Source organism: Polaromonas sp. CT11-55 (assembly GCF_047303325.1).
Taxonomy (GTDB): Bacteria; Pseudomonadota; Gammaproteobacteria; order Burkholderiales; family Burkholderiaceae_C; genus Polaromonas.
In genome coordinates this window covers 54,225-75,468 of record NZ_JBKBEX010000025.1, presented here as the reverse complement: position 1 = coordinate 75,468, position 21,244 = coordinate 54,225, and the positions used below count along the sequence as shown (strand labels likewise).

Sequence of the window (21,244 nt, the reverse complement as noted above, 5' to 3'; positions counted from 1 at the left end):
CCCCCCCCGGTGGGGGTCACTCTTCGTCCCCCCGGCCCCCCCCTGGGGGGGGGGCGGGGGGGGCCGTAAACCCCGCCCCCTCGGCCCCCGCTGGTGAAATACCCCATCTGGGTGGTACCCAATGAACTCTTCAACCCAGCAGGGGCCGCGGAACCGGCTTTGCCGGGCCGCAGGCGCAGCGGCCCCCTCGGGGGGGGGCAGCGACCCACACGCAGTGGGGGAGCGTGGGGGCCCTACTCCCTCCAGCGTTCGAGCCACCGGTCCATCAGCTTGCCGGCGGCTTCGCGGCCGCCCAGCCCGAAGGACAGCGCCACCGCGACGGCCACGGAGCCCAGTGTCAGGCCGAAGGCCAGGTGCACGATCTCGTTGGCGATGCCCATGGCGCGCAGGCCCATGGCGATCACCAGTCCCAGGATGGCCACGCGCGCCACGCCGGCCAGCCCGGCCGTGTGCTTGGCGCTGGCTTTCTGGATGGCGTCGAAGGCGAGGTTGGAAATCCAGAAGCCTACGGCCAGAATGGCGCCACCCAGCAGGATGTCGGCGCCGAAGCGGATGAAGGAGGCCACCATGACGCCCACCTGCTCAAAGCCAAGCTGGCCGGCCGCCTCGGTGGCGGCAAACAGCATGGCAAAAAACATCAGCAACGTGGAGGCCAGGCGCGAGGGCCGGCCCGCACCCGACAGCAGGTGCTGGATGCCCATTTTCTGCGGCAGGTTGTCGGCACCGGCGCTTTCCAGCAGGCTGGCGAGCAGGCGCGAAGCAAAACGTGCCACATACCAGGTCAGCAACAGGATCACCGAGGCGGCGACGATGCGCGGCACGGCCGCGAACATCAAGCTGAGCATCTGCGAGGCCGGCCGCGAGATGGCTTCTATCCTGAGCGCGTCCAGCGCTGCGATCAGCGAGGGCACGAAGACGAAGATGAAGACCAGCGTGCCGGCCAGCGCCGACAGGCGTATGGAGCTGTCCAGGCCTATGCGCTGGTTGATGCGGTCGGCGCCGGCGGCGGCCAGCAGGTTGCTGACCAGGCCGCTCAGCACCCGGCCCACCACATAGCCGACCCCCGCGATCAGCAATGCCGCGAAGGCGCTGGGCACCATGCCCAGCACCTGATTGAGCATCAGCGTCACGGGCTCCAGCAGGGCGTTGAGCTCAAAGGCCTTGAGGATGGCCGGCAGCAGCATCAGGATGACCAGCCAGAACAGCACGTTGCCGACGTTGTGGCTCATGGGGGCCATGCCGGCCTCGCTGGAGAGCTTTTCGTCCAGCGTGGTCAGCGTCAGCGCACGGGTGGCCAGCGCGCGCAGCACGGTGGCCAGCAGCCAGGCCAGCAGCGATAGCACCACGCCGGCCAGCAGCTTGGGCAGGTAGCCGATGATGTCGCTCATCATGCTGGCGAAGGGGTTGGTCAGCAGCGACAGGTCCAGCACATTGAGGACCGCGATCAAGGTGGCCAGCAGCACCAGCCAGAACACGCCCGCCGCCACCGGCGATTCGGCGTCCATCTGCACGCCCGAGCTTTCCTCGATGCGGACATTGACCTTGAGCAGCCTCAGCAGCCGCCGCACGGCCGCGCGCGCGGCCACGGCCAGCAGCCAGCCCAGCGCCAGGATGGCGACAGCGCCCAGGATTTGGGGAATGTGCGCGCCCAGGCTGGCTTGCAGGGCGTTGGCAAAGGGTGACAGCTCCATGATGCGCTCTCCTTGTTGTTGTGACACTTCAGGCAGGCGAGACGGGTGCGCTTGTTACCTCAGGGGGCCAGGCGCGCCCCATTCTTGCAGCTATGGATGCGGGGATCAAGCCGGGCGTGTCGGGCGTGTGGCGGCCGTATCCAGGCTCTGCGCAATGGCTTGCAGCACCTGCGCCACCGGCTGCCCGCCATCGCAGGCCACCACCTGGCGCTGCGGCATGGAGCGCAGCCAGGTGATCTGGCGCTTGGCCAGCTGGCGTGTGGCGAAAACACCCCTGTCGCGCAGCTCCGCCATCGGGTAGTCGCCGTCCAGCGCTTCCCAGGCCTGGCGGTAGCCGACACAGCGCATGGACGGAAGGTCGCGGTTCAGGTCGCCGCGCGCGCGCAGGGTTTTGACTTCCTCGATGAAACCGGCCGCCAGCATGGCGTCAAAGCGCTGTGCGATGCGCTCATGCAGCCAGGCGCGGTCTTGCGGCTCCAGCGAGATCAATGTGAAGGCTTCGGCGGCCCCGGCGCCGGCGGCGGATTTTCGGGCCGCGCCTTGCGCATGGAAAAAAGACAGCGGCCGGCCCGAAACGCGGAACACCTCCAGCGCGCGCGAGATGCGCTGCGAATCGTTGGGCGCCAGCCGTTCGGCCATGGCCGGGTCCACACGCGCGAGTTCGGCATGCAGCGCGGGCCAGCCGCGCGCGGCGGCTTCATCGGCCAGCGCGGCGCGCACGGCCGCTTCGGCCTTGGGCATGTCGTCCAGGCCGTCGAACAAGGCCTTGAAGTAAAGCATGGTGCCGCCCACCAGCAGCGGCAGCTTGCCGCGCGCCCGGATGTCCGTGATCAGGCGGCCGGCATCGGCCACGAATTCGGCGGCGCTGTAGGCCTGCAGCGGGTCGCGGATGTCGATCAGGTGGTGCGGCACGGCCGCGAGTTCATCACGCGTGGGCTTGGCCGTGCCTATGTCCATGCCACGGTAGACCAGGGCCGAGTCGACGCTGACGATCTCGGCCTCATGGCGCTGCGCGATCGCCATGGCGGCGGCCGTCTTGCCCGACGCTGTGGGGCCGGCGATGCAGATGCAGGGAAGGCTCACGTCTTTCTCGCTGCGGCCTCATGCGCCGGCTCGCCGTATTTGCGCACCACCGTCCAGGCCGTCGTGGCGATCAAGACGCTCCAGAACCAGACGCCGTGCGTCAAGGGTCGCACCGTGCCGTCCATGTGGGTGCCCAGCCAGCCGCCCATGCCGAAGGCCACCAGCATCATCAAAAAGCCGTTGAGCGCCGAAGCCGCGCCGGCCGCCTGCGGGAAGGGGCCGACCGCGCCGCTCTGGCCGCAGGGCTGGTGCACGCCGTGGCCCAGCATGAAGAGGTAGTAGGGCAGCATGATGGCCCAGACGTTTTGCACGCCGGCCCAGGCCAGCACGCCCATGGTGGTGCCGCCCGTCAGGCTCAGGCAGGCGGCAATCGCGACCGAGCGGCGCACGCCGAAACGCGGCAGCAGGCGCCGGCAGATGAAGGTGCCGGCAAGATAGCAAAAGCACATGGAAAACATCACCAGGCCGTAGCCTGTCTTGCTCAGGCCCAGCACGCGGATGAAGACGAAGGAGGAGGCGGCCAGGAAAGTGAAGAGCCCGCCGTAGGAAGCTGCCGTGAGGGCCGAGAAGGCCAGGAAGGTGGGATTGCGCAGGATGCTGAGCCAGGTGCGCAGCAGCGTGCCGGGACGCAGCGCCTGCGGGTTTTTTTGCGCCAGCGATTCCTCAAAGCGCAGGCCGACCAGGGCCAGTGTGGCCGCGCCGAACACGGCCAGTGCCGCGAGCGCGATGCGCCAGCCGTAGAGCTCGGACAGCAGGCCGCCCAGCGGCGCGCTGATGCAGGCCAGCACGCCCAGGCCGCTCAGGCCCTTGGACATGACACGCGCGCCTTCGAGCGGCTGGTACAGGTCGCGCACGATGGCGCGCGCGCACATCACCACCGCGCCCATGGCCGCGCCCTGAACGACGCGCCAGACGATCAGCAACAGCATCGAAAGCGCGAAGGTGCTGCCGATCGAAGCCAGGGTATAGGCCGACAGGCCCCACAGCAGGATGGGCCTGCGGCCGAAGCGGTCGGACAGCGGCCCCCAGATCAGTTGCGAGGAGCCGAAGGCCAGCAGCAGCGCGCTCAGCGTGAGCTGGGCCTGCGACATGGGCGCGCCGAAGCCTTCGGTGAGCGCGGGCAGGGCCGGCAGGTAGAGGTCGGTGGTGACGGGCTGTATGCCCAGCAGCATTGAAAGGATCAATACGACCAGGCCGGCCGGCATGGCAGGCGCCACGGTCTTCGAAACGGAAACATCCATTCAACTGAGCGTATCAGACAAACGTCCGTGCGGCAGCGCAGCCGCCACCACGTTTCAGCGCAGGCCCGACTTGTAGCGGGCGATGGCCTTGGCCCGGAGGTCTTCGCTGATTTCCGTTTCGCTTGCCGCTGGTGCGGGCGCCGCAGCCGGCAAAGCTTCGACTGCGCCGGAAGCGCTTGGCGGCAAGGGTTCACTGCCGCGAGGGCCGAAAATCTTGGTCTGCGCATAAGCGGCATAGCCGCGCAGGCGCTCGTCCTTGCTTTCCAGTGCCTCCTGAATGACTTCGGTGGCGTAGGGCAGGTCGTGCAGGAATTGGTGGACGTTCAGTGAGCGTCCGAACTCCCGCTTCATGGGAATAACCATGCGCACTGCGTAGGTCATGAGGTCGGAATCCGGCGGATTCATGGTGAGCTGCATGCTGTACTGTGTTGATCCAGGGGCTCAGGCGCCTGAAATCATTTCGCCATGCTGGGCGAGGTCCAGCCCCAGTTGCTCCTCTTCCGAGGTCACGCGAAGGCCTGCCAGGGGCTTGACCACCAGCAAGACCAGCCACGTCATGATGGCCGCGTAGGCCGCAACGGCGCAGGCTCCCATGAGATTGGTCAGCACGGTCGCGGTGACCGGCGCGATTTCCTTGAGCGCAAAGACCGGCGTCAGAACCGTGCCTATGAAACCGCCCACGCCATGCAGTGCAAATACATCGAGCGAATCGTCGATCCCTGTCGCGCGCTTGAAACGGGTCACCGCGAGGAAACAGCCGACACCCCCCGCTGCGCCCAGCACCGATGCGCCTAGGACGCCGACAAAGCCGGATGCCGGCGTGATGGCGACCAGGCCGGCAATGGCGCCCGTGGCCATGCCCAGCACGCTGAACTTTCCGCGCTGGACGTATTCGCAGATGCCCCACATGAAGGCGCCGACGCAGGCGGCCACCTGGGTGGCCAGCAAGGCGCCCACGGCGCGCGAACTGGCCTCAAAGGCCGAGCCCGCATTGAAGCCGAACCAGCCGGCCCACAACAGCCCGGCGCCGATGATGGTCACCAGCAGGTTGTGCGGCACCATGGGCTCGGTCCCGAAGCCCTTGCGCGGGCCAACCACCTTGGCGGCTACCAGGCCACTGGCGCCGGCGGCGATGTGCACCACCGTGCCGCCCGCAAAATCCATATGTCCCATGGCGGCGAGCCAGCCGGTGGGTTGCCAGATCCAGTGCGCTACCGGGGCATAGACCAGTATGGTCCAGAAGGCCGCGAAGAAGATGGTGGCGCTCAGGCGCATGCGTTCCACGGTGGCGCCGATGATCAGCGCGAAGGTGATGATGGCGAATGCCAGCTGGAACATGAAAAAAGCGGATTCCGGCACCGTGGGGGCCGAAAGGTGTGCACCGACCTTGGCGCCCAGCAACCCGTCGCTGAGCGCGCGGCTCATGTCCCCGATCCATGGATTGCCGGGTGTGAATGCCAGCGAGTAGGCAATGCCCGCCCATACCAGCGTGACGACCGTTGTGGCCGCAAAGGTATGCGCCACGATGGACAGGGCATTTTTGGCTCGCATCATCCCGCTGTAGAACAGCATGATGCCGGGAATGGTCATCAGCAGCACGAGCACGGTCGAGATCAGCATCCATGCCGTGTCCGCCCCATTGAATTTTGCGAGCGCGGGCATCGCCGTGGTTGCGGCTGTCTGGGCGTGCAGGGGGGCTGATGCCAATAGCGGCAGGACAAGAGCCAGCAAGTTGAAGGCAGGCAACCTGCGGATTACCAGGGGTTGGCGCATAGATCCCTCTCGATTTTTGGAGTTTTCGAAAAGGGATGTTACATGCAGCTACATATTATGTGTAAGTTAAAAATACCTATTTTGGAAAAAAATATTGCCTTGTCTACAGTGGCAGTACCACTTTTTACCCAAGATTTTGGCGGCGGCCACGTGTCGCAGACCGCCGAGTTCTTCCCGTGGGCTTATTTCAGGTCGAACAGCTGCGTCAGCGCTTGCCGGTACTGCGGCAGTCCGACCAGGTTGGCATTGTGGTGCGAGCCGCCCGGCACAAGCACGAACTGCTTGGGTTGCGCAGCGGCGTCATAGAGCTTGCGCCCCAGGTCGGGCAGGATCAACCGGTCCTCCTCGCCATGCACCACCAGCAGCGGCGAGCCTATCTTGTCCACCTTGCGCACGGCCTCAAAGCGCTGGGTGATCAGCAGTGACACCGGCATCCAGCCCCACTGGGAGCTGCTCACCACGTCGGCGATGGAGGTGAAGGTGCTCTCGACAATGGTGCCGCGCTCGTCGTTGACCTCGGTCGCCAGGTTGATGGCGATGGGCCCGCCCAGCGAGTGGCCGAAGATGTAGCGTGGCCGGTCCGGATATTTTTTCGCCAGCCAGTCCCAGGCGGCGCGGGCGTCCTCATAGGCTGATTTTTCGGAGGGCAGCTCCTGCGTGCTCTTGCCGAAGCCGCGGTAGTCGATGGCCAGCACCGAAAAGCCGAGTTCCTGCATGCGGCGCATGCGCGGCGCGGAGCCGGTGACGTTGTAGCGCGCGCCGTGCAGGTAGAGCAGCACCGGGGCTTTCGCGGAATCTTCGGTATTGGGCCTGTCGCTGGCCAGCCAGAGGCCGTGCAGGCGGACCGGGTGGTCGCCTGCGGCGGTGTAGTCTATCCAGACATCGTCCATGCCCACCGCCGCGGCGGCGCCGCCGCTCCAGGTGCGGTCGCTGGGCTGGAAGATCCAGGCGCGCTGCTTTTCGTCGAGGGTGGCGCAGCCGGCCAGCAGGGCCAGCGCCGTGCCGAAGCTTGCGAAAAGGTGCCAGCGTTTCATGGTCATGACTGAGTACACCGCGTCCCAAAAGTTCTGGACGCTGGTGTTTCCCCTAGATGTAACAGCCTGCGCGTGCAATCCTCACGCTCGCGGCGCTAACGTCCGCGCATAAAGAGCGAGTCCAGTTCCTTGATGCTGACCTGGCGCCAGGTCGGCCTGCCATGGTTGCACTGGTCGGAGCGCTCGGTGGCTTCCATCTGGCGCAGCAGCGCGTTCATCTCGTCCAGCGTGAGCTTGCGGTTGGCGCGCACCGCGCCGTGGCAGGCCATGGTCGACAGCAGCTCGTTCTGCGCGCGCTGGATCACGGTGCTGGCGTCGTGCTGCGCCAGTTCGGCCAGCACGCTGCGCGCCAGCTCCACCGCGTCACCCTGCGCCAGGCTGGTGGGGACGGCGCGCACGGCCAGGGTCTTGGGCGAAAAAGGCGTGATCTCCAGGCCCAGCGTTGCCAGGGTCTGGGCGCAGGCCTCGGCCGTGGCGACCTCCTGCGGGCTGGCGGCAAAGGTGGCGGGGATCAAGAGCGGCTGGCTGGCCAGGCTGGCGCCTTCGCTGCCATCCATCTGGGTTTTCAGGCGTTCGTAAACAATGCGCTCGTGGGCCGCATGCATGTCCACGATGACCAGGCCCTGGGTGTTTTCGGCCAGCACGTAAATGCCCTGCAACTGGGCAATCGCGCGGCCCAGCGGCCAGTCGCCGGGGGGCAGAGGGGTGGCATCCGCGGGGTTTGCCGCGCCGTTGATGGGTGCGGGCGCCGGGGCATACGAAGAGGCAGGCGCCAAACCGCCGTTTGCCTGCATGCGGCCTTCACCGGGCTGCGCCTGCACCGGCCACATGGCCTCAAAGTCGGAAACCCGGCTGCCGCCATGGCCGCTAATGCCGCTGTTGCCGGCGAAATTCATGCTGGGCTGCGCCCATCCCTGGCGGGAAAAAGCCGGGTTGGGTTCTGGTGAGGCCTCCACGGCCACGCCGGCAATTGCCGCATCCGCCACGGCGGAGGAGCGCGGAATCGCCAACGCGTTTTCGGTTGCATGGCGCACCGCCTGGTGCACCTCTCGGCTGTCGCGAAAGCGCACCTCTATCTTGGTCGGGTGCACGTTCACGTCCACGCGGCTCGGGTCTATCTCGACATACAGCGCATAGACCGGCTGGCGGTGGCCGTGCAGCACATCTTCATAGGCGCTGCGCGCCGCGTGGGTCAGCACTTTGTCGCGCACATAGCGGCCATTGACGTAGGCGAACTGCTGGTCGGCGCGCGAGCGGGCGGCATCGGGAATGCCGGCCACGCCCCAAACACGCACGGCGGGCCGGCCATCATGGCGCAGCGCCGAACTTTCGTAATTCACGGTGACCGACTGCTCAACGAACTCGCTGCCCAGCACATCGGCCAGGCGCTGCTCGTGGGCCTTGTCGCCGCTGGCGGCGCGCCACTGTTCGACCAGCTTGCCTTCGTGCCAGATGGCAAAGCCGACATCGGGCCGCACCAGCGCGTGGCGGCGCACGGCTTCTATGCAGTGGGCCAGTTCGGTGGCGTCGGTTTTGAGGAATTTGCGGCGCGCCGGCGTGGCGTAAAACAGCTCGCGCACTTCCACGCTAGTGCCGCGGCCGCGCGCGGCGGGCTTGAGTTCACCGGTACGGCCGTCCAGTTGCCAGGCGTGCTCGTTGTCTGCGGTGCGCGACAGCAGGCTCATGTCGGCGATGGAATTGATGGCGGCCAGCGCCTCGCCGCGAAAGCCCATGGTGCCCACGGCTTCAAGGTCCTGCAGCGAGGCGATCTTGCTGGTCGCGTGGCGCCTCAGGGCCACCGGCAGCTCCTCGCGCGGAATGCCGAAGCCGTCGTCCTCGACCAGGATCAGCCGCACGCCGCCGGCCAGCAAGCGCACCGTGACCTGGGTGGCGCCCGCGTCCAGCGCGTTGTCCACCAGCTCTCGCACCACCGAGGCCGGCCGCTCCACGACTTCACCGGCGGCAATCTGGCTGATCAGTTCATCGGGCAGTTCGCGGATGGGGCGGCGGGTGGTGGCAAGACTCATGCGAAGGATTTTAGGGTGTCACCCATTTTTCAGCCGGAAGCAGGACGCAAACCCGCAGTCCGCGCGGCTTGTAATATTCTGTTTCCGTTTTCTTCATGATCAAAACCATGCCCCTCAAAACCCTCGGTTTCGCGGCCCTCGCAACTCTGCTGCTGGCGGGCCCAGCGGCCATGGCGCAAGCCCCGAGCGCCCCGGTGTGCGTGCATGATGAAAGCGTCAAGGAGCGCTTCGTGCCGGTGGAGCTGCTGACCGGCAACCCGATCACCGAGTCGCGCGAGCTGGTGTTCGCGCCGGTGGACCGGGTCTATCCCTTTGTCGACGAGCTGCCCGATGGTTCCCTGGGAAAAGGCGAGGCCGCGCTCAAGGGGCCTCTTTCCTGGGAAGGCCAGGAAGTCTACGAACGCAAGGTGCCGCGCGCGCATGAGCGCTTTGCCCTGACGCCTGACCGCACGGCCATAGGGCGCGTCTACGACCAGCGCTTCGGCAATGCCAGCAACGAAGGCAAGTTCCCCGTCGGCGCCTGGTCGCAAGGGCAGGTGAGGCGCTACAGCACCACCTATTTTTCGCCGCGCGGCCCACGGCAGGAAACCACGACCCTCGAAATCGAAAAACTCTCCTGCACCTATGAGGGCGTGCCCGGCGCGCTGCAGTACGGCTGGAAAACCAGCGGCGGCCTGAGCTACGGCTATATCTATGCACCCGGCAAGGGCCTGGTGCATGTGATGACGCGCGCCGGCGGCCGTTGAGGCCCGCAGGGCAGGGCCGGCGCACCTGTCAGAATCGAGGGCATGGAACTAGCCGCTTTTCTCATCGATTTCATTCTTCACGTCGACAAGCACCTGGAGGCCTTCGTCACCAGCTACGGTGCCTGGGTTTACGCCCTGTTGTTCATCATTGTTTTTGTGGAAACCGGCGTGGTCGTCATGCCTTTCCTGCCGGGCGATTCGCTGCTTTTTGTGGTGGGCGCCATGTGCGGCGTGGGCCTGATGAGCTTTCCGCTCGCGGTGGGGCTGCTTTTTGTTGCGGCCGTGCTGGGCGACCAGTGCAATTACTCCATAGGGCGGTTCCTGGGGCCCAAGGTCTTCCAGTGGGAAAACTCGCGCTGGTTCAACAAAAAAGCCTTTGACCAGGCCCACGCGTTTTATGAGCGCTACGGCGGCATCACCATCATTGCCGCGCGCTTCATGCCCTTTTTGCGCACCTTCGCGCCCTTTGTGGCCGGGGTGTCGGAGATGACGCGCAGCAAATTCACGCTGTTCAACCTTGTGGGTGGCGCCCTGTGGGTGGGCGGCATCGTCACGGTGGGTTACTTCTTCGGCAACATTCCCTTTGTGAAAACTCACCTCGACAAGATCATCTGGGCCTTGATCCTGGTGCCCGGCCTGATCGTTATTTTTGGCGCCTGGAAATCCAGGCGCAAGGCCGGTAGCGCCGGCGCCTGAAGCGCCTTTGCGGCCGGCAGGAGACCCGAATGAGCATCACTCCCCAGGACCTTGCCGCCGTGCAGGTTGCAACCGCCGGCGAGGCGTTGATTGACCTGATTGCCCAATCGGATGGGCGTTATGAAGCTTGCCCGGGCGGCGCGGTTTTCAACCTGTCGCGCGCACTGGCGCTGCAGGGCGTCAATACCCTGTACCTCAATCCTTTATCGCGTGATCGTTTTGGACGCCAGCTGGCTGCCACGCTGGCCGGTGACGGTGTGCGGCTGGCCTGTCCGCAACCCGTGGCGCAAAGCACCTCGCTGGCCGTGGTGGGGCTGGATGACACCGGTCATCCCGATTACGCTTTTTACCGGCAGGATGTGGCGGACCGAGCGGTCACGGCGGACGGCTTGATCCAGTCATGCCATCGCGTTCCCGCGCTGCAGATGGTGTGCACCGGCGCTCTGGCCCTTGCGCCCGAGGATGCCGGCCGCTACCTGCCATGGCTGCGTGCCCAGCACCAGGCCGGCAGCGCGGTGGCGGTGGATGCCAACCTGCGGCCGTCGGCCATACCGGACCTGCAGGCCTACAGGCGCAATGTGCACGCCGCGCTGCAGCACGCCGATGTGGTCAAGGTCAGCGATGAAGACCTGGAAAACCTGCAGGTGCCCGGCGCCGATGCAGTTGCCCGGGCGCGGCATCTGCTGGACGTGAGCGGTGCGGCCTTGCTGGTTCTGACCCTGGGACCGCAGGGGGCTTGCCTGTTGGCGCGCGACGGCCGGCAGTGGCGCGCCCGCGAATCCAGGCCATTGGCGGTGGTGGATACCGTGGGTGCGGGCGACTGTTTTCTCGCCGGTTTCATGGCTGCCTTGCTCGCGCGGAAAACCGGTGCGGGCGGCGCCCGCGCCCTGCTGACGCTACCCGACGATGCGGGGCATGGCTTGCTGGCCCATGCCGTGACCAGCGCCAGCTTGTGTGTCATGCGGCGTGGCTGTGTGCCTCCGACCGGGGCGCAGGTGCGGGCCAGGGTTGAGCAGGCCAGCTGCCTGTTTGACTGACAGCTTGGGCCGATGCCGTACTAAAAAATCAGGGAAAGACGACCCGGAGAGACACAGATGAACGCACCTCAAACCCTGTCCCGTTGGAGCGAACCCGGCTCCAGCCGCGTCCCTTTCTGGGCCTACACCGACGCCCAGCTCTACCAGCGCGAGCTGGAGAAAGTCTTTTACGGCGCGCACTGGTGCTACGTGGGCCTGGAGGCCGAGATTCCCAACGTCGGCGACTACAAGCTCAGCCATGTGGGCGAGCGCCAGGTGTTGATGGTGCGTGACCGCATCGCGCCCAAGGACCGCGCCACCGACCACGGCATACGCGTGGTGGAAAACCGCTGCGCCCACCGCGGCGTGCGCTTTTGCCAGAACCCCCAGGGCAATGCGCGCAGCTTTGTCTGCCCCTACCACCAGTGGACTTACAAACTCAACGGCGACCTTGCGGGCCTGCCTTTCAAGGACGGCGTGAAGGAGGGCGACTGCGTCAACGGCGGCATGCCGGAAGATTTTGACCTCAAGGACCACGGCCTGACCAAGCTGCGCGTGGCCCTGCTGCACGGCCTGGTGTTCGCCACTTTCAGCGAGGACACCGAGCCGCTCGAGGACTACCTGGGCCCGCAGCTCATGCCCTGGCTGGACCGCATCTTCAAGGGCCCCGAGGGCGCACGCAAGCTGACCCTGCTGGGCTACAACCGCCAGCGCATTCCGGGCAACTGGAAGCTGATGATGGAGAACATCAAGGACCCTTACCACCCCGGCTTGCTGCACACCTGGTTCGTGACCTTTGGCCTGTGGCGCGCCGACCAGAAAAGCCGCATGGTGATGGACGCCCATGGCCGCCACGCGGTGATGATTTCACGCCGCAACGATGGCGGGCAGAATGCGGCCGTGACCGAGGGCGTGACCTCCTTCAAGGCGAACATGGCGCTGCACGATGACCGCCTGCTGGACGTGGTGCCCGAGCCCTGGTGGACGGTCGCCGACCCGTCCAACCCGGGCAGCGACATCATGCCCACCGTCACCATGATCACGCTGTTTCCCAGCCTGATCATTCAGCAGCAGGTCAATTCATTGAGCACCCGCCACATCGTGCCGCGCGGCCAGGGCGAATTCGATTTCATCTGGACGCACTTCGGCTTTGCCGACGACACGCCCGAGATGACGCAGCGCCGCCTGCGCCAGGCCAACCTGTTCGGTCCCGCGGGTTTTGTCAGCGCCGACGACGGCGAGGTGATCGAGTTCAGCCAGGCTGGCTTTGTCCAGGCCGGCGAGGGCGCGACACTGTGCGAGCTGGGCGGCACGGGCACCGAGATGACCGAGCACATGGTCACCGAAACCCTGATCCGCAGCATGTATGCCTACTGGAAGAAAGTCATGGAACTATGACGGCGATCGAACAAGGCATGCAGCGCCTGCTGCTGCAGATGCGGGTGGACCGGCTCAACGCCGACTACGCGGCGGCACTCGATGAAAAGCGCTTTGAGGAGTGGCCGGAATTTTTCGTGGAAGACGGCCGCTACAAGGTGCAGGCCCGCGAGAACTTCGACCGCGGCCTGCCGCTGGCGCTGATCGCGCTGGAAAGCCGCGGCATGATGAAGGACCGGGTGTACGGCGTCACGCAGACGATTTACCACGGGCCCTATTACACGCGCCACGTCGTGAGCCCGGCGCGCATCCTCTCGCAGGAGGGCGACACCATCCAGGCCGAGGCCAACTACGCGGTGTTCCGCACCAAGCCGGGCGGCGTGAGCGAGGTTTACAACGTGGGCCGCTATATCGACGAGCTCACGCAAAAAGACGGCTCACTGAAATTCAGGAGCCGTCTTTGTGTGTACGACAGCGAGATGATCCTCAACTCGCTGATCTACCCGGTATGACAAGGCCTGGGGTTTAAGCCGGGCGTTTGAACCAGGCGGGTGTGGGGTCAGCGTTTTTTGCCGACCTCGTTACCGATCAGCGCACCTGCGGCCGCGCCGCCCACGGTGCCCAGGGTGCTGCCGAAGACGGCGTTACCCACAAGGCCGCCGGCTACGGCGCCCACGCCGGTGCCGATCTGCGCATTTGTCGGGTTGGTACTGCAGCCTCCCAGGCCTATCAGTGCCGCAGCTGCTACCGAGATCATCAGTTTCGTATTCATGTTGTTTGCCTTTGCTAGGAGTTCCAGGCTCTTGCTGTGGGCATTCAGCTTATGAACTTGCCCCGGCTTGCCTGTGGCTTCAATGTAGGAGGGCCACTACCGCGAGGCTGTAGGAGAAGGCCGCCGCGAGCTGTCGGCCCGCTGCGGTCTTTTGTATTCAATTTTGGCGCATAGACGCGCCAAGGGGATGGTTAGACGGCGCGGTTGCGGGCCAGCGGTGGATTGCGCGCGAAGTAGCGCGTGATGCCGCGCATCAGGGCATCGGCCAGCTGGATCTGGTAGTCCTCGCTGCGCAGCCTGGCTTCCTCGTCGGGGTTGCTGATGAAGGCTGTCTCCACCAGCACGCTGGGAATGTCGGGCGCTTTCAGGACCGCGAAGCCAGCCTGTTCGACCTTGGGTTTGTGCAGCTTGCCGACGTTACCGATCTCGCCCAGCATGGCGCTGCCGAGCTTGAGGCTGTCGTTGATCTGCGCCGTGGTGCTCATGTCCAGCAGGGCTTTTTGCACCTGGGCATCCTTGGCCTTGACGTTGATGCCTCCCACCAGGTCGGCTGAATTTTCCTTGTCGGCGATCCAGCGCGCCGCGCTGCTGGAGGCGCCTTTTTCACTGAGCGCGAAGACGCTGGCGCCCTGCGGCCGCGCCGTGAAAAAGGCGTCGGCATGGATGCTGATGAAAAGGTCGGCCTGCACACGCCGCGCTTTTTGCACGCGCACATGCAGCGGCACGAAGAAGTCGGCGTCGCGCGTGAGGTAGGCGCGCATATTGGGCTGCTGGTTGATGCGGTCGCGCAGGCGGTGCGCGATTTGCAGGACCACGTCTTTTTCGCGCGTGCCACCGGGGCCGACGGCGCCGGGATCCTCTCCGCCATGGCCCGGGTCCAGCGCCACGATGACGAGGCGGTCGGTCTTGTTCTTCGCGATGATCGCCGCCTCGGGTGCGGCCTTGGCGCCGCCCGGGGTGCCTGCGGGCGCCGGCGATTTGTCCTTGTCCTTTTCCGCGACGGCTGCCGGCGGTGGCGGCTTGCCGTCAGCCTGCTTGCCCGATTGCCGCGCGATCAGGTCGGCGATGGGGTCGCCGGCCGGTGGCGGCGCGCTGCCGGATTGCCGGTCGGCGAGCTTTTCGGCGATCAGGGCTTCGAGCGGGTCGGCGACCTGCGTCGGATACAGGTCGAACACCAGCCGGTACTGGTAGGCGGCCACGGGCGGCAGGGTGAACACCTGCGGCTGTATGGGCTGCTTCAGATCTATCACCAGCCGCACCACGCCGGGCGCGTTTTGCCCCACGCGTATGCCCGAGATGTTCGGGTCGTCGGACTTGACCTTGGCCACCAGCTCGCGCAGCGCCGGGATCAGGTCTATGCCCTCGATGTCCACCGCCAGCCGGGGCGGCTCGGCGACAAAAAACTGCCGGGCCTTGATTTCACCGTCCGACTCGATGGTGAGCCGCGTGTAGTCCTTGGACGGCCAGACGCGCACGGCCACGATGGTGGCGCCGCGCGCGATGTGTTGCACGCCCAGCAACAGCACCACGCTGCCCAGTTGCAGGGCGCCGCGGCGGCTCACGGTAGGGTGCTTCATGCGAGCAGTTCCGCGCCGGTGGGCGTGTGGGCCGTCAGGGTGACGGCGCGGGCCTCATGGGGCAGCACCTCCAGGCGCAGCAGCAGGTCGGGTTGCGGCAGGTGCGGCCCGGCTTTCTCGGGCCATTCGACGAGCTTGAGGCCGGTGGCCGCAAAGATGTCGCGAAAGCCGGCTTCTTCCCACTCGCGCGGGTCGTTGAAGCGGTAGAAATCGAAATGCCAGATGTTCATGCCGCCATTTTGGCCTGCATCCGGGCTGGCCGTGGCCAATGTGTAAGGCTCGACCACCGCATAGGTGGGGCTCTTGATGCGTCCCTGCACGCCCAGGCTCTTGAGCAGGTGGCGCACAAAGGTGGTTTTGCCGGCCCCCAGGTCGCCCTGCAGTTCAATCAGCGCGCGGCCTATAGCGGGGTGCTTTGCCAGGGCCCGCGCGAAGTCGGCCGTGGCCTCCTCGTCCTGCCAGGTAATGTTTTTTACAATCGGCGGGTGTCCGCCAGCAACGCTTTGAACAGTCATCAGTTCGTTTCTCAAATTCAGGCTTGGGCGCGCGAGCTTGGATTTTCGCAAATCGGCATCGCCGGCGTCGACCTCTCCTCGGCTGAACCTGGATTATCGGCTTGGCTGGCCGCCGGCTTTCATGGCGATATGCATTACATGGCCGCGCACGGGCTCAAGCGCGCCCGGCCGGCGGAACTGGTCCCCGGCACGGTCAGCGTGATTACGGCGCGCATGAACTACCTGCCGACGGCGACCCCCACCGGGGCCGGCGAGTGGCAGGCGCTGGAATTCAGCCGCCTGGAGCGCCCCGCCGAAGGCATTGTGTCGGTCTATGCGCGCGGCCGTGATTACCACAAGATCATGCGCAGCCGCCTGCAAAAACTCAGCGAGCGGATTTCGGAGCATGTGGAACAGTTGGGCCACCGCGCTTTCACCGATTCCGCCCCCGTGATGGAGGCCGAACTCGCGGCCCGCAGCGGCCAGGGCTGGCGCGGCAAGCACACGCTGCTGCTCAACCGCGAGGCCGGCTCCATGTTCTTCCTGGGCGAAATCTATGTGGACATCGCCTTGCCGCCCAGCGAGCCGGTGGCGCCGCACTGCGGCAGCTGCCAGGCCTGCATCGATGTTTGCCCCACACGGGCCATCGTCGCGCCGCACAAGCTCGACGCCAGGCGCTGCATTTCCTATCTGACTATCGAACACGCGGGCCCCATACCGCTGGAGCTGCGCCCGCTGATGGGCAACCGCATCTACGGCTGCGACGACTGCCAGCTGATCTGCCCCTGGAACAAGTTCGCCCAGCGCAGCGCCTTGCCCGATTTCGACGAACGCCAAGGCCTGACGGGGCAGCAACTGGTGACGCTGTTCGGCTGGAGCGAAGAGGCGTTCTTGCGTTTCACCGAAGGCAGCCCGATACGGCGCATAGGTCACGAGCGCTGGCTGCGCAACATCGCGGTGGCCATGGGCAATGCGCTGCGTGTGCTCGATGCGGCGGCCGGACTGCCCCTGCGTGAAGCGCTGCAGGCGCGCGCCGTGGATTGCGGCGAACTGGTCGCGGAACACATTGAATGGGCACTCAGCCACTAGGCTCCGTCTGCTTGTAATATCCCTGTGCACGAAAGGACACCCGTATGGACCCCACGATTTCAGGCGCCCTGGCTTCGCTGTTTGGCGCAGTCGTCGGTGGCAGCATCACTTTTTTTCTGAACCGGCAACTGCATAAACACCAGCTCGCGCTGGCGCACGAGCAGCACAAGACCGAGTTCATGGCCGAAGAAACCGCTCGCCACTTCCTGAGCCACAAGGGCTATACCGACCGCTCGTTTGAAACATTGCAGATGCACTTGGGCGGGTTCGACGAAGACGAGCTGCGCAAGATCCTGGTGCGGGCGGGGGCGATCAGGGTTTATCGTGAAGATGGTTCTGAGTGGTGGCGCTTGATGAGCCGGATGGGGGAGTACATCGAGAAGAAGAATCCTTCTTCTTGAACTTGTTTTGACCTGGTCTTGCCCCGGCCTTCGCGTTTTTGCTAAGGCCTGCCCGCCGGGGCGAGACCCGGCCAGCTGCCCCCAGCAAAGAGCGCTCTGCTGGGATAAGCAAATCCTAAACAGGCTTGGAGCAACTTACCTCAGCACTGCCAACGCAAACGGCAGGCTGACCACTCCCAGCATGGTCGACAAAGTCACCAACCCAGCAACATAGCCCCCGTTGTACCCCATGCGCGCAGCCAGTACATAAGCGCTGGAAGCCGTCGGCAGGGCGGAGAAGGCCAGCAGTATGGTGGTCTGCACCGTCGACAGGCTAAAGGCCTTGGCCAGGCCCAGGGCCACGATGGGCAGCAACAGGTGGCGTATGGACAGCACGGCCACCGTCAAGGTCCTGGACTGCGCCAGGTGCGCGAACTGCATGCCGGCGCCTGCCGACATCAGGCCCAGGGCCAGTGAGGCGGCGCCTATGCGGTTGACGGTGGGTTCCAGCCAGAAGGGGATGCTGAAGCCCAGCAGGTTGGCGACAAGGCCCGTCGCCGTTGCCACGATCAGCGGGTTACGCACCAGCTCGCCCATGAAGCCGCGCTGGGCATGCCTTGCCATGGGCCATACCGCGGCGACGTTGAAGAGCGGCACGCAGACGCCGATCAGCACCGCGATCAGCTGCAGGCCCTGGGCGCCTGCCAAACGATCAGCCAATGCCAGGGCGATGAAGGAGTTGAAGCGAAAAGCCACCTGCGCGCTGGCGGCGTGCTCGCGCGTGTCGATGTGACGGCGCAGCCAGGGCAGGTGCGGCAGGCTGTAGGCCATGGCGATGCCGGCCACGCCCATCAGCAGGCCGGCGCCTATCAGGCTGGAGGCGGCGCCCAGGTCCAGCGGGCTTTTCACGATGGAGTGAAACAGCAGGACCGGAAACAAGAAGTAATAAACCAGGCTTTCCACCTTCTCCCAGACTGTGCGGTCGAGGGCGGTGTAGCGGCACACCAGGTAGCCGCAGACGATGAGGGAAAAGTCGGGGAAAAGAAGCTGGGCGTAGTTCACCGGCCCAAGAATAACCGCAATCCCTTCGGGTTTGCCCTTATGCGTAATCCACAACTGGCGCAAACGGTTCTTGCGATTACCATTTCAGCAGTTAGTTTTTACCGTAAGGACCTGAACATGCAACGTCGTTATCTCTTTGCCTACTCCGTGCTGTCCGCGCTTGCGCTGGGCGCTGCCGCAGGCCCCGCACTGGCGCAGGGTTATCCCAACAAGGTGGTCAAGCTACAGGTGCCTTTTGCGCCTGGCGGCACCACCGACATCGTCGCCCGCGTGATCGCCGAGCCGCTGGGCAAGGCCCTGGGCCAGAGCGTCATCGTCGAGAACAAGGCCGGCGGCGGCGGTGTGGTCGGCGCACTGGAAATCGCCCGTTCCGTTCCCGACGGCTATACGCTGGGCGTGGCCACGGTGTCTACCACCGCGGCCAACCCGGCCATCAACCCCAAGATTCCGTACAACACGCTGACGGACTTCACGCCCATCATCAATATCGCGGCCACGCCCAACATCATCGCGGTGCACCCGAGCTTCCCGGCCCGCAATTACAAGGAGTTCGTGGCCGAGCTCAAGAAGAACCCCGGCAAGTACTCCTATTCATCCTCTGGCACGGGCGGCATAGGCCACCTGCAGATGGAGCTTTTCAAGAGCATGTCGGGCACTTTTGTGACCCACATTCCCTACCGCGGCGCAGGCCCGGCCCTCAACGACACGGTAGCCGGCCAGGTCCCCATGATCTTTGACAACATTCCCTCCGCGCTGCCCTTTATCCAGCAAAAGCGCCTGATCCCCATCGTGGTGGCCGCGCCGCAACGCCTGGCCGTGCTGCCGGATGTGCCGACCTTCAAGGAAGTCGGCCTGGAGCCGGTGAACCGCATGGCCTACTACGGCATCCTGGGCCCCAAGGGCCTGCCCAAGGAAGTGGTCGACAAGGTCAGTGCCGGCGTGAAGAAGTCGCTGGAAGACCCGGCCGTGCGCAAACGCATCGAGGACACGGGTTCGCTGATCATCGCCAACACGCCAGAGCAGTTTTCGGCTCAGATCAAGGCCGAGTACGAGGTCTACAAAAAAGTGGTGGACGGGGCCAAGCTCAAGCTTGACTAAGCCGCCGGGTTCAATCCCCCGCCAGGCCGCCGTGCAAGAGATTGCGCGGCGGCTTTTTTTGTTATGGTTGCCTCCATGCAAGCACAAAGCCAGTCCAGCATAGACGCGTTCATCGATGCGCTGTGGCTGGAAGACGGCCTCTCAAAAAACACGCTGGCGGCCTATCGCCGGGACCTGTCCCTGTTCGCCGGCTGGCTGGGCGCAAAGGAGCAGGGCGCGCGCGCGCTGGACGCCACGGCCGAGAGCGATCTCAATAGCTACTTTTCCGCCCGGCATGCCGCGACCAAGGCGACTTCGGCGAACAGGCGCCTCACGGTGTTCAAGCGCTACTTCCGCTGGGCGATGCGTGAGCGCCTGATAGACGCGGACCCGACGCTCAAGCTGCAGTCGGCCAAACAGGCGCTGCGGGTTCCCAAGACGCTGAGCGAGGCCCAGGTCGAATCCCTGCTGGCCGCGCCCGATGAAGGCACGCCGCTGGGGCTGCGCGACCGCGCCATGCTGGAGCTGCTGTATGCCAGCGGCCTGCGCGTGAGCGAGCTGGTGGGCCTGAAGACTTTTCACCTCAGCCTCAACGAGGGCGTGCTGCGCGTCATGGGCAAGGGCAGCAAGGAGCGCCTGGTGCCCTTCGGCCAGGTGGCACGGGAATGGATCGTGAACTACCTGGCTGAGTCGCGGCCGGCCATCCTCGGCGGGCAGCAGACCGACGACCTGTTCGTCACCGGCCACGGCAAGGGCATGAGCCGCGTGATGTTCTGGATGCTGGTGAAAAAATATGCACAGCTGGCCGGCATCCATTCGCCGCTGTCGCCCCACACCCTGCGCCACGCCTTCGCCACCCATTTGCTGAACCACGGCGCCGACCTGCGCGCGGTGCAGATGCTGCTGGGCCATGCCGACATTTCCACCACCACGATTTACACCCATGTGGCGCGCGAGCGGCTCAAGGCGCTGCATGCGCAGCATCATCCCCGGGGCTAGACAATTTTTCCCACACTTCATCTTTGGAATGCGTTATGTCAGGACTGATTCGACGGCGCCGCGCGGCGGCGCTGCTCATGCTTTTATCGCCGCTTGGGACCGCCCTGGCCCAGCCGGCCCCGGCATGGCCGGCGTGCCCGCTGCGCATCGTGGTGGCCTACCCGCCGGGCGGCATCAGCGATGCGGTGGCGCGCGCCCTGGCCGACAAACTGTCCGCCCAGCTGGGCACGCCGGTGGTGGTTGAAAACCGCGCTGGCGCGGGCGGCAGCATAGGCATGGATGCTGTGGCCAAGGCCGCGCCCGACGGCTACACCCTCGGGTTTTCGTCCATCAGCCCGCTGGCTCTGAACCCGCACCTGGGCAAGCAGGCCTATGACCCGGCCCGCGACATCGCCCCGGTCGCCAGCGTGATGTATTCGCCCGTGGTGCTGCTGGCCACGCCGGCCTTTGCGGGCAAGGATTTCAAGGACATGCTGGCCGTGGCCAGGGCAAAGCCGGGCAGCCTGCGCTGGTCGACCTCGGGGCTGGCCACGGTGGGCCATCTGCTGCTCGAGCAGGTCAGTCACGGGGCCAAGGTGGAATTCACCCATGTGCCCTACAAGGGCGGCGGCCAGCAGCTCACCGACGCGCTGGGTGGGCAGGTGGAACTGGTTTCGACCAACCTCAGCGGCACCGTGATGCAGCACATCCAGTCTGGCAAACTGCGCCCGCTCGCGGTGGGCGCGCCGGCGCGCGTGGAAGCCCTGCCGCAGGTGCCGACCTTTGCCGAACTGGGCCTGGCCTCCGCCAACCTGAGCTCGCTGTTTGGGGTGTTCGCCCCGGCGAAGGTACCGGCGGAACTGCTGCAGCGACTCAACACTGAGATCAACCTGGCTTTACGCACGCCCGAGCTGCGCAAGAAGCTGCTCGATGCCGACAACGTCCCAACTGGCGGCAGCGCGGCGGACTTTGCCCGCCAGATCGCCGCCGAATCGGCCGGCAATGCCCGCATCATCAAAGCCGCGAACATCAAGGCCGAGCAGTGATGGAGGTATTCCTCCAGTGGGGGGGGCCGCGGAACCGGCTTTGCCGGGCCGCTGGCGCCCGCCCCCTAGAGGGGGGAACAAGCTA

The 21,244-nt window shown here is 65.5% G+C and carries 21 protein-coding genes; 10 read left to right on the top strand and 11 right to left on the bottom strand.

The window, feature by feature from the left end:
- Window positions 1-233: 233 nt before the first annotated feature.
- The 7 genes from ACEN8I_RS19570 to mutL form a co-directional block, all read right to left on the bottom strand.
- Window positions 234-1,691: a mechanosensitive ion channel gene (locus ACEN8I_RS19570; RefSeq protein WP_413330244.1), complete on the bottom strand. Its 1,458-nt coding sequence runs from the start codon at window positions 1,689-1,691 to the stop codon at window positions 234-236.
- A gap of 105 nt (window positions 1,692-1,796) precedes the next feature.
- Window positions 1,797-2,714: a tRNA (adenosine(37)-N6)-dimethylallyltransferase MiaA gene (miaA, locus tag ACEN8I_RS19565; protein WP_413330250.1), complete on the bottom strand. Its 918-nt coding sequence runs from the start codon at window positions 2,712-2,714 to the stop codon at window positions 1,797-1,799.
- A gap of 56 nt (window positions 2,715-2,770) precedes the next feature.
- Entirely contained in the window at window positions 2,771-4,015 is a 1,245-nt protein-coding gene (locus tag ACEN8I_RS19560) for a multidrug effflux MFS transporter (protein ID WP_413330243.1), read from the bottom strand.
- A gap of 54 nt (window positions 4,016-4,069) precedes the next feature.
- On the bottom strand, window positions 4,070-4,432 hold the full coding sequence (locus ACEN8I_RS19555) for a hypothetical protein (RefSeq protein WP_413330242.1): 363 nt from the start codon (window positions 4,430-4,432) through the stop codon (window positions 4,070-4,072).
- Between the two features lie 24 nt (window positions 4,433-4,456).
- Entirely contained in the window at window positions 4,457-5,677 is a 1,221-nt protein-coding gene (locus tag ACEN8I_RS19550; protein WP_413330241.1) for an ammonium transporter, read from the bottom strand.
- 293 nt (window positions 5,678-5,970) lie between these two features.
- Window positions 5,971-6,822: an alpha/beta hydrolase gene (locus ACEN8I_RS19545; RefSeq protein WP_413330240.1), complete on the bottom strand. Its 852-nt coding sequence runs from the start codon at window positions 6,820-6,822 to the stop codon at window positions 5,971-5,973.
- A 95-nt stretch (window positions 6,823-6,917) separates the two neighbouring features.
- The gene (mutL, locus tag ACEN8I_RS19540; RefSeq protein ID WP_413330239.1) at window positions 6,918-8,849 is read right to left on the bottom strand and encodes a DNA mismatch repair endonuclease MutL; all 1,932 of its coding nucleotides are present in this window, start codon (window positions 8,847-8,849) and stop codon (window positions 6,918-6,920) included.
- A 107-nt stretch (window positions 8,850-8,956) separates the two neighbouring features.
- On the opposite strand from mutL, the gene ACEN8I_RS19535 reads away from it, so the two are divergent.
- From ACEN8I_RS19535 to ACEN8I_RS19515, 5 genes are read left to right on the top strand one after another with little or no spacing between them, the layout of a single operon-like run.
- Window positions 8,957-9,595 carry a hypothetical protein gene (locus ACEN8I_RS19535; RefSeq protein ID WP_413330238.1) on the top strand — a complete coding sequence of 213 codons (639 nt, stop codon included), beginning with the start codon at window positions 8,957-8,959 and terminating at the stop codon, window positions 9,593-9,595.
- Window positions 9,596-9,637: 42 nt separating this feature from the next.
- Window positions 9,638-10,291, top strand: coding sequence for a VTT domain-containing protein (locus ACEN8I_RS19530; RefSeq protein WP_413330237.1), 654 nt, complete (start codon window positions 9,638-9,640; stop codon window positions 10,289-10,291).
- Window positions 10,292-10,320: 29 nt separating this feature from the next.
- Window positions 10,321-11,328, top strand: coding sequence for a PfkB family carbohydrate kinase (locus ACEN8I_RS19525; RefSeq protein ID WP_413330236.1), 1,008 nt, complete (start codon window positions 10,321-10,323; stop codon window positions 11,326-11,328).
- Between the two features lie 57 nt (window positions 11,329-11,385).
- A complete protein-coding gene (locus ACEN8I_RS19520; protein ID WP_413330235.1) occupies window positions 11,386-12,705 on the top strand; it encodes an aromatic ring-hydroxylating dioxygenase subunit alpha in 1,320 nt (439 codons plus the stop codon).
- A 17-nt stretch (window positions 12,706-12,722) separates the two neighbouring features.
- Window positions 12,723-13,196: an aromatic-ring-hydroxylating dioxygenase subunit beta gene (locus tag ACEN8I_RS19515; protein WP_413330248.1), complete on the top strand. Its 474-nt coding sequence runs from the start codon at window positions 12,723-12,725 to the stop codon at window positions 13,194-13,196.
- A 47-nt stretch (window positions 13,197-13,243) separates the two neighbouring features.
- On the opposite strand, the gene ACEN8I_RS19510 is transcribed toward ACEN8I_RS19515, so the two are convergent.
- From ACEN8I_RS19510 to tsaE, 3 genes are all read right to left on the bottom strand, one after another.
- Window positions 13,244-13,456: a glycine zipper 2TM domain-containing protein gene (locus ACEN8I_RS19510; RefSeq protein WP_007870976.1), complete on the bottom strand. Its 213-nt coding sequence runs from the start codon at window positions 13,454-13,456 to the stop codon at window positions 13,244-13,246.
- A gap of 191 nt (window positions 13,457-13,647) precedes the next feature.
- Window positions 13,648-15,033 (bottom strand): N-acetylmuramoyl-L-alanine amidase, encoded by a 1,386-nt coding sequence (locus ACEN8I_RS19505; RefSeq protein WP_413330234.1) that lies wholly within the window; start codon window positions 15,031-15,033, stop codon window positions 13,648-13,650.
- Window positions 15,030-15,548, bottom strand: a complete 519-nt coding sequence (gene tsaE, locus ACEN8I_RS19500; RefSeq protein ID WP_413330232.1) for a tRNA (adenosine(37)-N6)-threonylcarbamoyltransferase complex ATPase subunit type 1 TsaE — start codon at window positions 15,546-15,548, stop codon at window positions 15,030-15,032. Before tsaE ends, ACEN8I_RS19505 begins: the two co-directional genes overlap by 4 nt.
- A 15-nt stretch (window positions 15,549-15,563) precedes the next feature.
- Here tsaE and queG point away from each other — a divergent pair, with 15 nt between their 5' ends.
- Both queG and ACEN8I_RS19490 read left to right on the top strand, forming a co-directional pair.
- Window positions 15,564-16,616, top strand: coding sequence for a tRNA epoxyqueuosine(34) reductase QueG (gene queG / locus ACEN8I_RS19495; protein WP_413330246.1), 1,053 nt, complete (start codon window positions 15,564-15,566; stop codon window positions 16,614-16,616).
- A 44-nt stretch (window positions 16,617-16,660) separates the two neighbouring features.
- Window positions 16,661-17,017 carry a hypothetical protein gene (locus ACEN8I_RS19490; protein ID WP_413330231.1) on the top strand — a complete coding sequence of 119 codons (357 nt, stop codon included), beginning with the start codon at window positions 16,661-16,663 and terminating at the stop codon, window positions 17,015-17,017.
- 135 nt (window positions 17,018-17,152) lie between these two features.
- Here the strand turns inward: ACEN8I_RS19490 and ACEN8I_RS19485 are convergent, their stop codons facing one another.
- Window positions 17,153-18,058, bottom strand: coding sequence for an AEC family transporter (locus ACEN8I_RS19485; protein ID WP_413330230.1), 906 nt, complete (start codon window positions 18,056-18,058; stop codon window positions 17,153-17,155).
- 117 nt (window positions 18,059-18,175) lie between these two features.
- On the opposite strand from ACEN8I_RS19485, the gene ACEN8I_RS19480 reads away from it, so the two are divergent.
- From ACEN8I_RS19480 to ACEN8I_RS19470, 3 genes are all read left to right on the top strand, one after another.
- Window positions 18,176-19,156: a tripartite tricarboxylate transporter substrate binding protein BugE gene (locus ACEN8I_RS19480; RefSeq protein ID WP_413330229.1), complete on the top strand. Its 981-nt coding sequence runs from the start codon at window positions 18,176-18,178 to the stop codon at window positions 19,154-19,156.
- 75 nt (window positions 19,157-19,231) lie between these two features.
- On the top strand, window positions 19,232-20,134 hold the full coding sequence (gene xerD / locus ACEN8I_RS19475) for a site-specific tyrosine recombinase XerD (RefSeq protein ID WP_413330228.1): 903 nt from the start codon (window positions 19,232-19,234) through the stop codon (window positions 20,132-20,134).
- 35 nt (window positions 20,135-20,169) lie between these two features.
- A complete protein-coding gene (locus ACEN8I_RS19470) occupies window positions 20,170-21,159 on the top strand; it encodes a Bug family tripartite tricarboxylate transporter substrate binding protein (RefSeq protein ID WP_413330227.1) in 990 nt (329 codons plus the stop codon).
- Window positions 21,160-21,244 lie beyond the last annotated feature (85 nt).

Excerpts from the sequence above, each read along its gene's own strand:
- ACEN8I_RS19520 (WP_413330235.1), top strand. The coding sequence starts at position 11,386 with ATGAACGCACCTCAAACCCTGTCCCGTTGGAGCGAACCCGGCTCCAGC.
- ACEN8I_RS19480 (WP_413330229.1), top strand. The coding sequence starts at position 18,176 with ATGCAACGTCGTTATCTCTTTGCCTACTCCGTGCTGTCCGCGCTTGCG.
- tsaE (WP_413330232.1), bottom strand. The coding sequence starts at position 15,548 with ATGACTGTTCAAAGCGTTGCTGGCGGACACCCGCCGATTGTAAAAAAC.
- ACEN8I_RS19510 (WP_007870976.1), bottom strand. The coding sequence starts at position 13,456 with ATGAATACGAAACTGATGATCTCGGTAGCAGCTGCGGCACTGATAGGC.
- ACEN8I_RS19530 (WP_413330237.1), top strand. The coding sequence starts at position 9,638 with ATGGAACTAGCCGCTTTTCTCATCGATTTCATTCTTCACGTCGACAAG.
- ACEN8I_RS19470 (WP_413330227.1), top strand. The coding sequence starts at position 20,170 with ATGTCAGGACTGATTCGACGGCGCCGCGCGGCGGCGCTGCTCATGCTT.
- ACEN8I_RS19505 (WP_413330234.1), bottom strand. The coding sequence starts at position 15,033 with ATGAAGCACCCTACCGTGAGCCGCCGCGGCGCCCTGCAACTGGGCAGC.
- ACEN8I_RS19570 (WP_413330244.1), bottom strand. The coding sequence starts at position 1,691 with ATGGAGCTGTCACCCTTTGCCAACGCCCTGCAAGCCAGCCTGGGCGCG.
- ACEN8I_RS19515 (WP_413330248.1), top strand. The coding sequence starts at position 12,723 with ATGCAGCGCCTGCTGCTGCAGATGCGGGTGGACCGGCTCAACGCCGAC.
- miaA (WP_413330250.1), bottom strand. The coding sequence starts at position 2,714 with ATGGCGATCGCGCAGCGCCATGAGGCCGAGATCGTCAGCGTCGACTCG.
- ACEN8I_RS19560 (WP_413330243.1), bottom strand. The coding sequence starts at position 4,015 with ATGGATGTTTCCGTTTCGAAGACCGTGGCGCCTGCCATGCCGGCCGGC.
- xerD (WP_413330228.1), top strand. The coding sequence starts at position 19,232 with ATGCAAGCACAAAGCCAGTCCAGCATAGACGCGTTCATCGATGCGCTG.
- ACEN8I_RS19525 (WP_413330236.1), top strand. The coding sequence starts at position 10,321 with ATGAGCATCACTCCCCAGGACCTTGCCGCCGTGCAGGTTGCAACCGCC.
- ACEN8I_RS19545 (WP_413330240.1), bottom strand. The coding sequence starts at position 6,822 with ATGAAACGCTGGCACCTTTTCGCAAGCTTCGGCACGGCGCTGGCCCTG.
- ACEN8I_RS19535 (WP_413330238.1), top strand. The coding sequence starts at position 8,957 with ATGCCCCTCAAAACCCTCGGTTTCGCGGCCCTCGCAACTCTGCTGCTG.
- ACEN8I_RS19490 (WP_413330231.1), top strand. The coding sequence starts at position 16,661 with ATGGACCCCACGATTTCAGGCGCCCTGGCTTCGCTGTTTGGCGCAGTC.
- ACEN8I_RS19550 (WP_413330241.1), bottom strand. The coding sequence starts at position 5,677 with ATGCCCGCGCTCGCAAAATTCAATGGGGCGGACACGGCATGGATGCTG.
- mutL (WP_413330239.1), bottom strand. The coding sequence starts at position 8,849 with ATGAGTCTTGCCACCACCCGCCGCCCCATCCGCGAACTGCCCGATGAA.
- ACEN8I_RS19555 (WP_413330242.1), bottom strand. The coding sequence starts at position 4,432 with ATGCAGCTCACCATGAATCCGCCGGATTCCGACCTCATGACCTACGCA.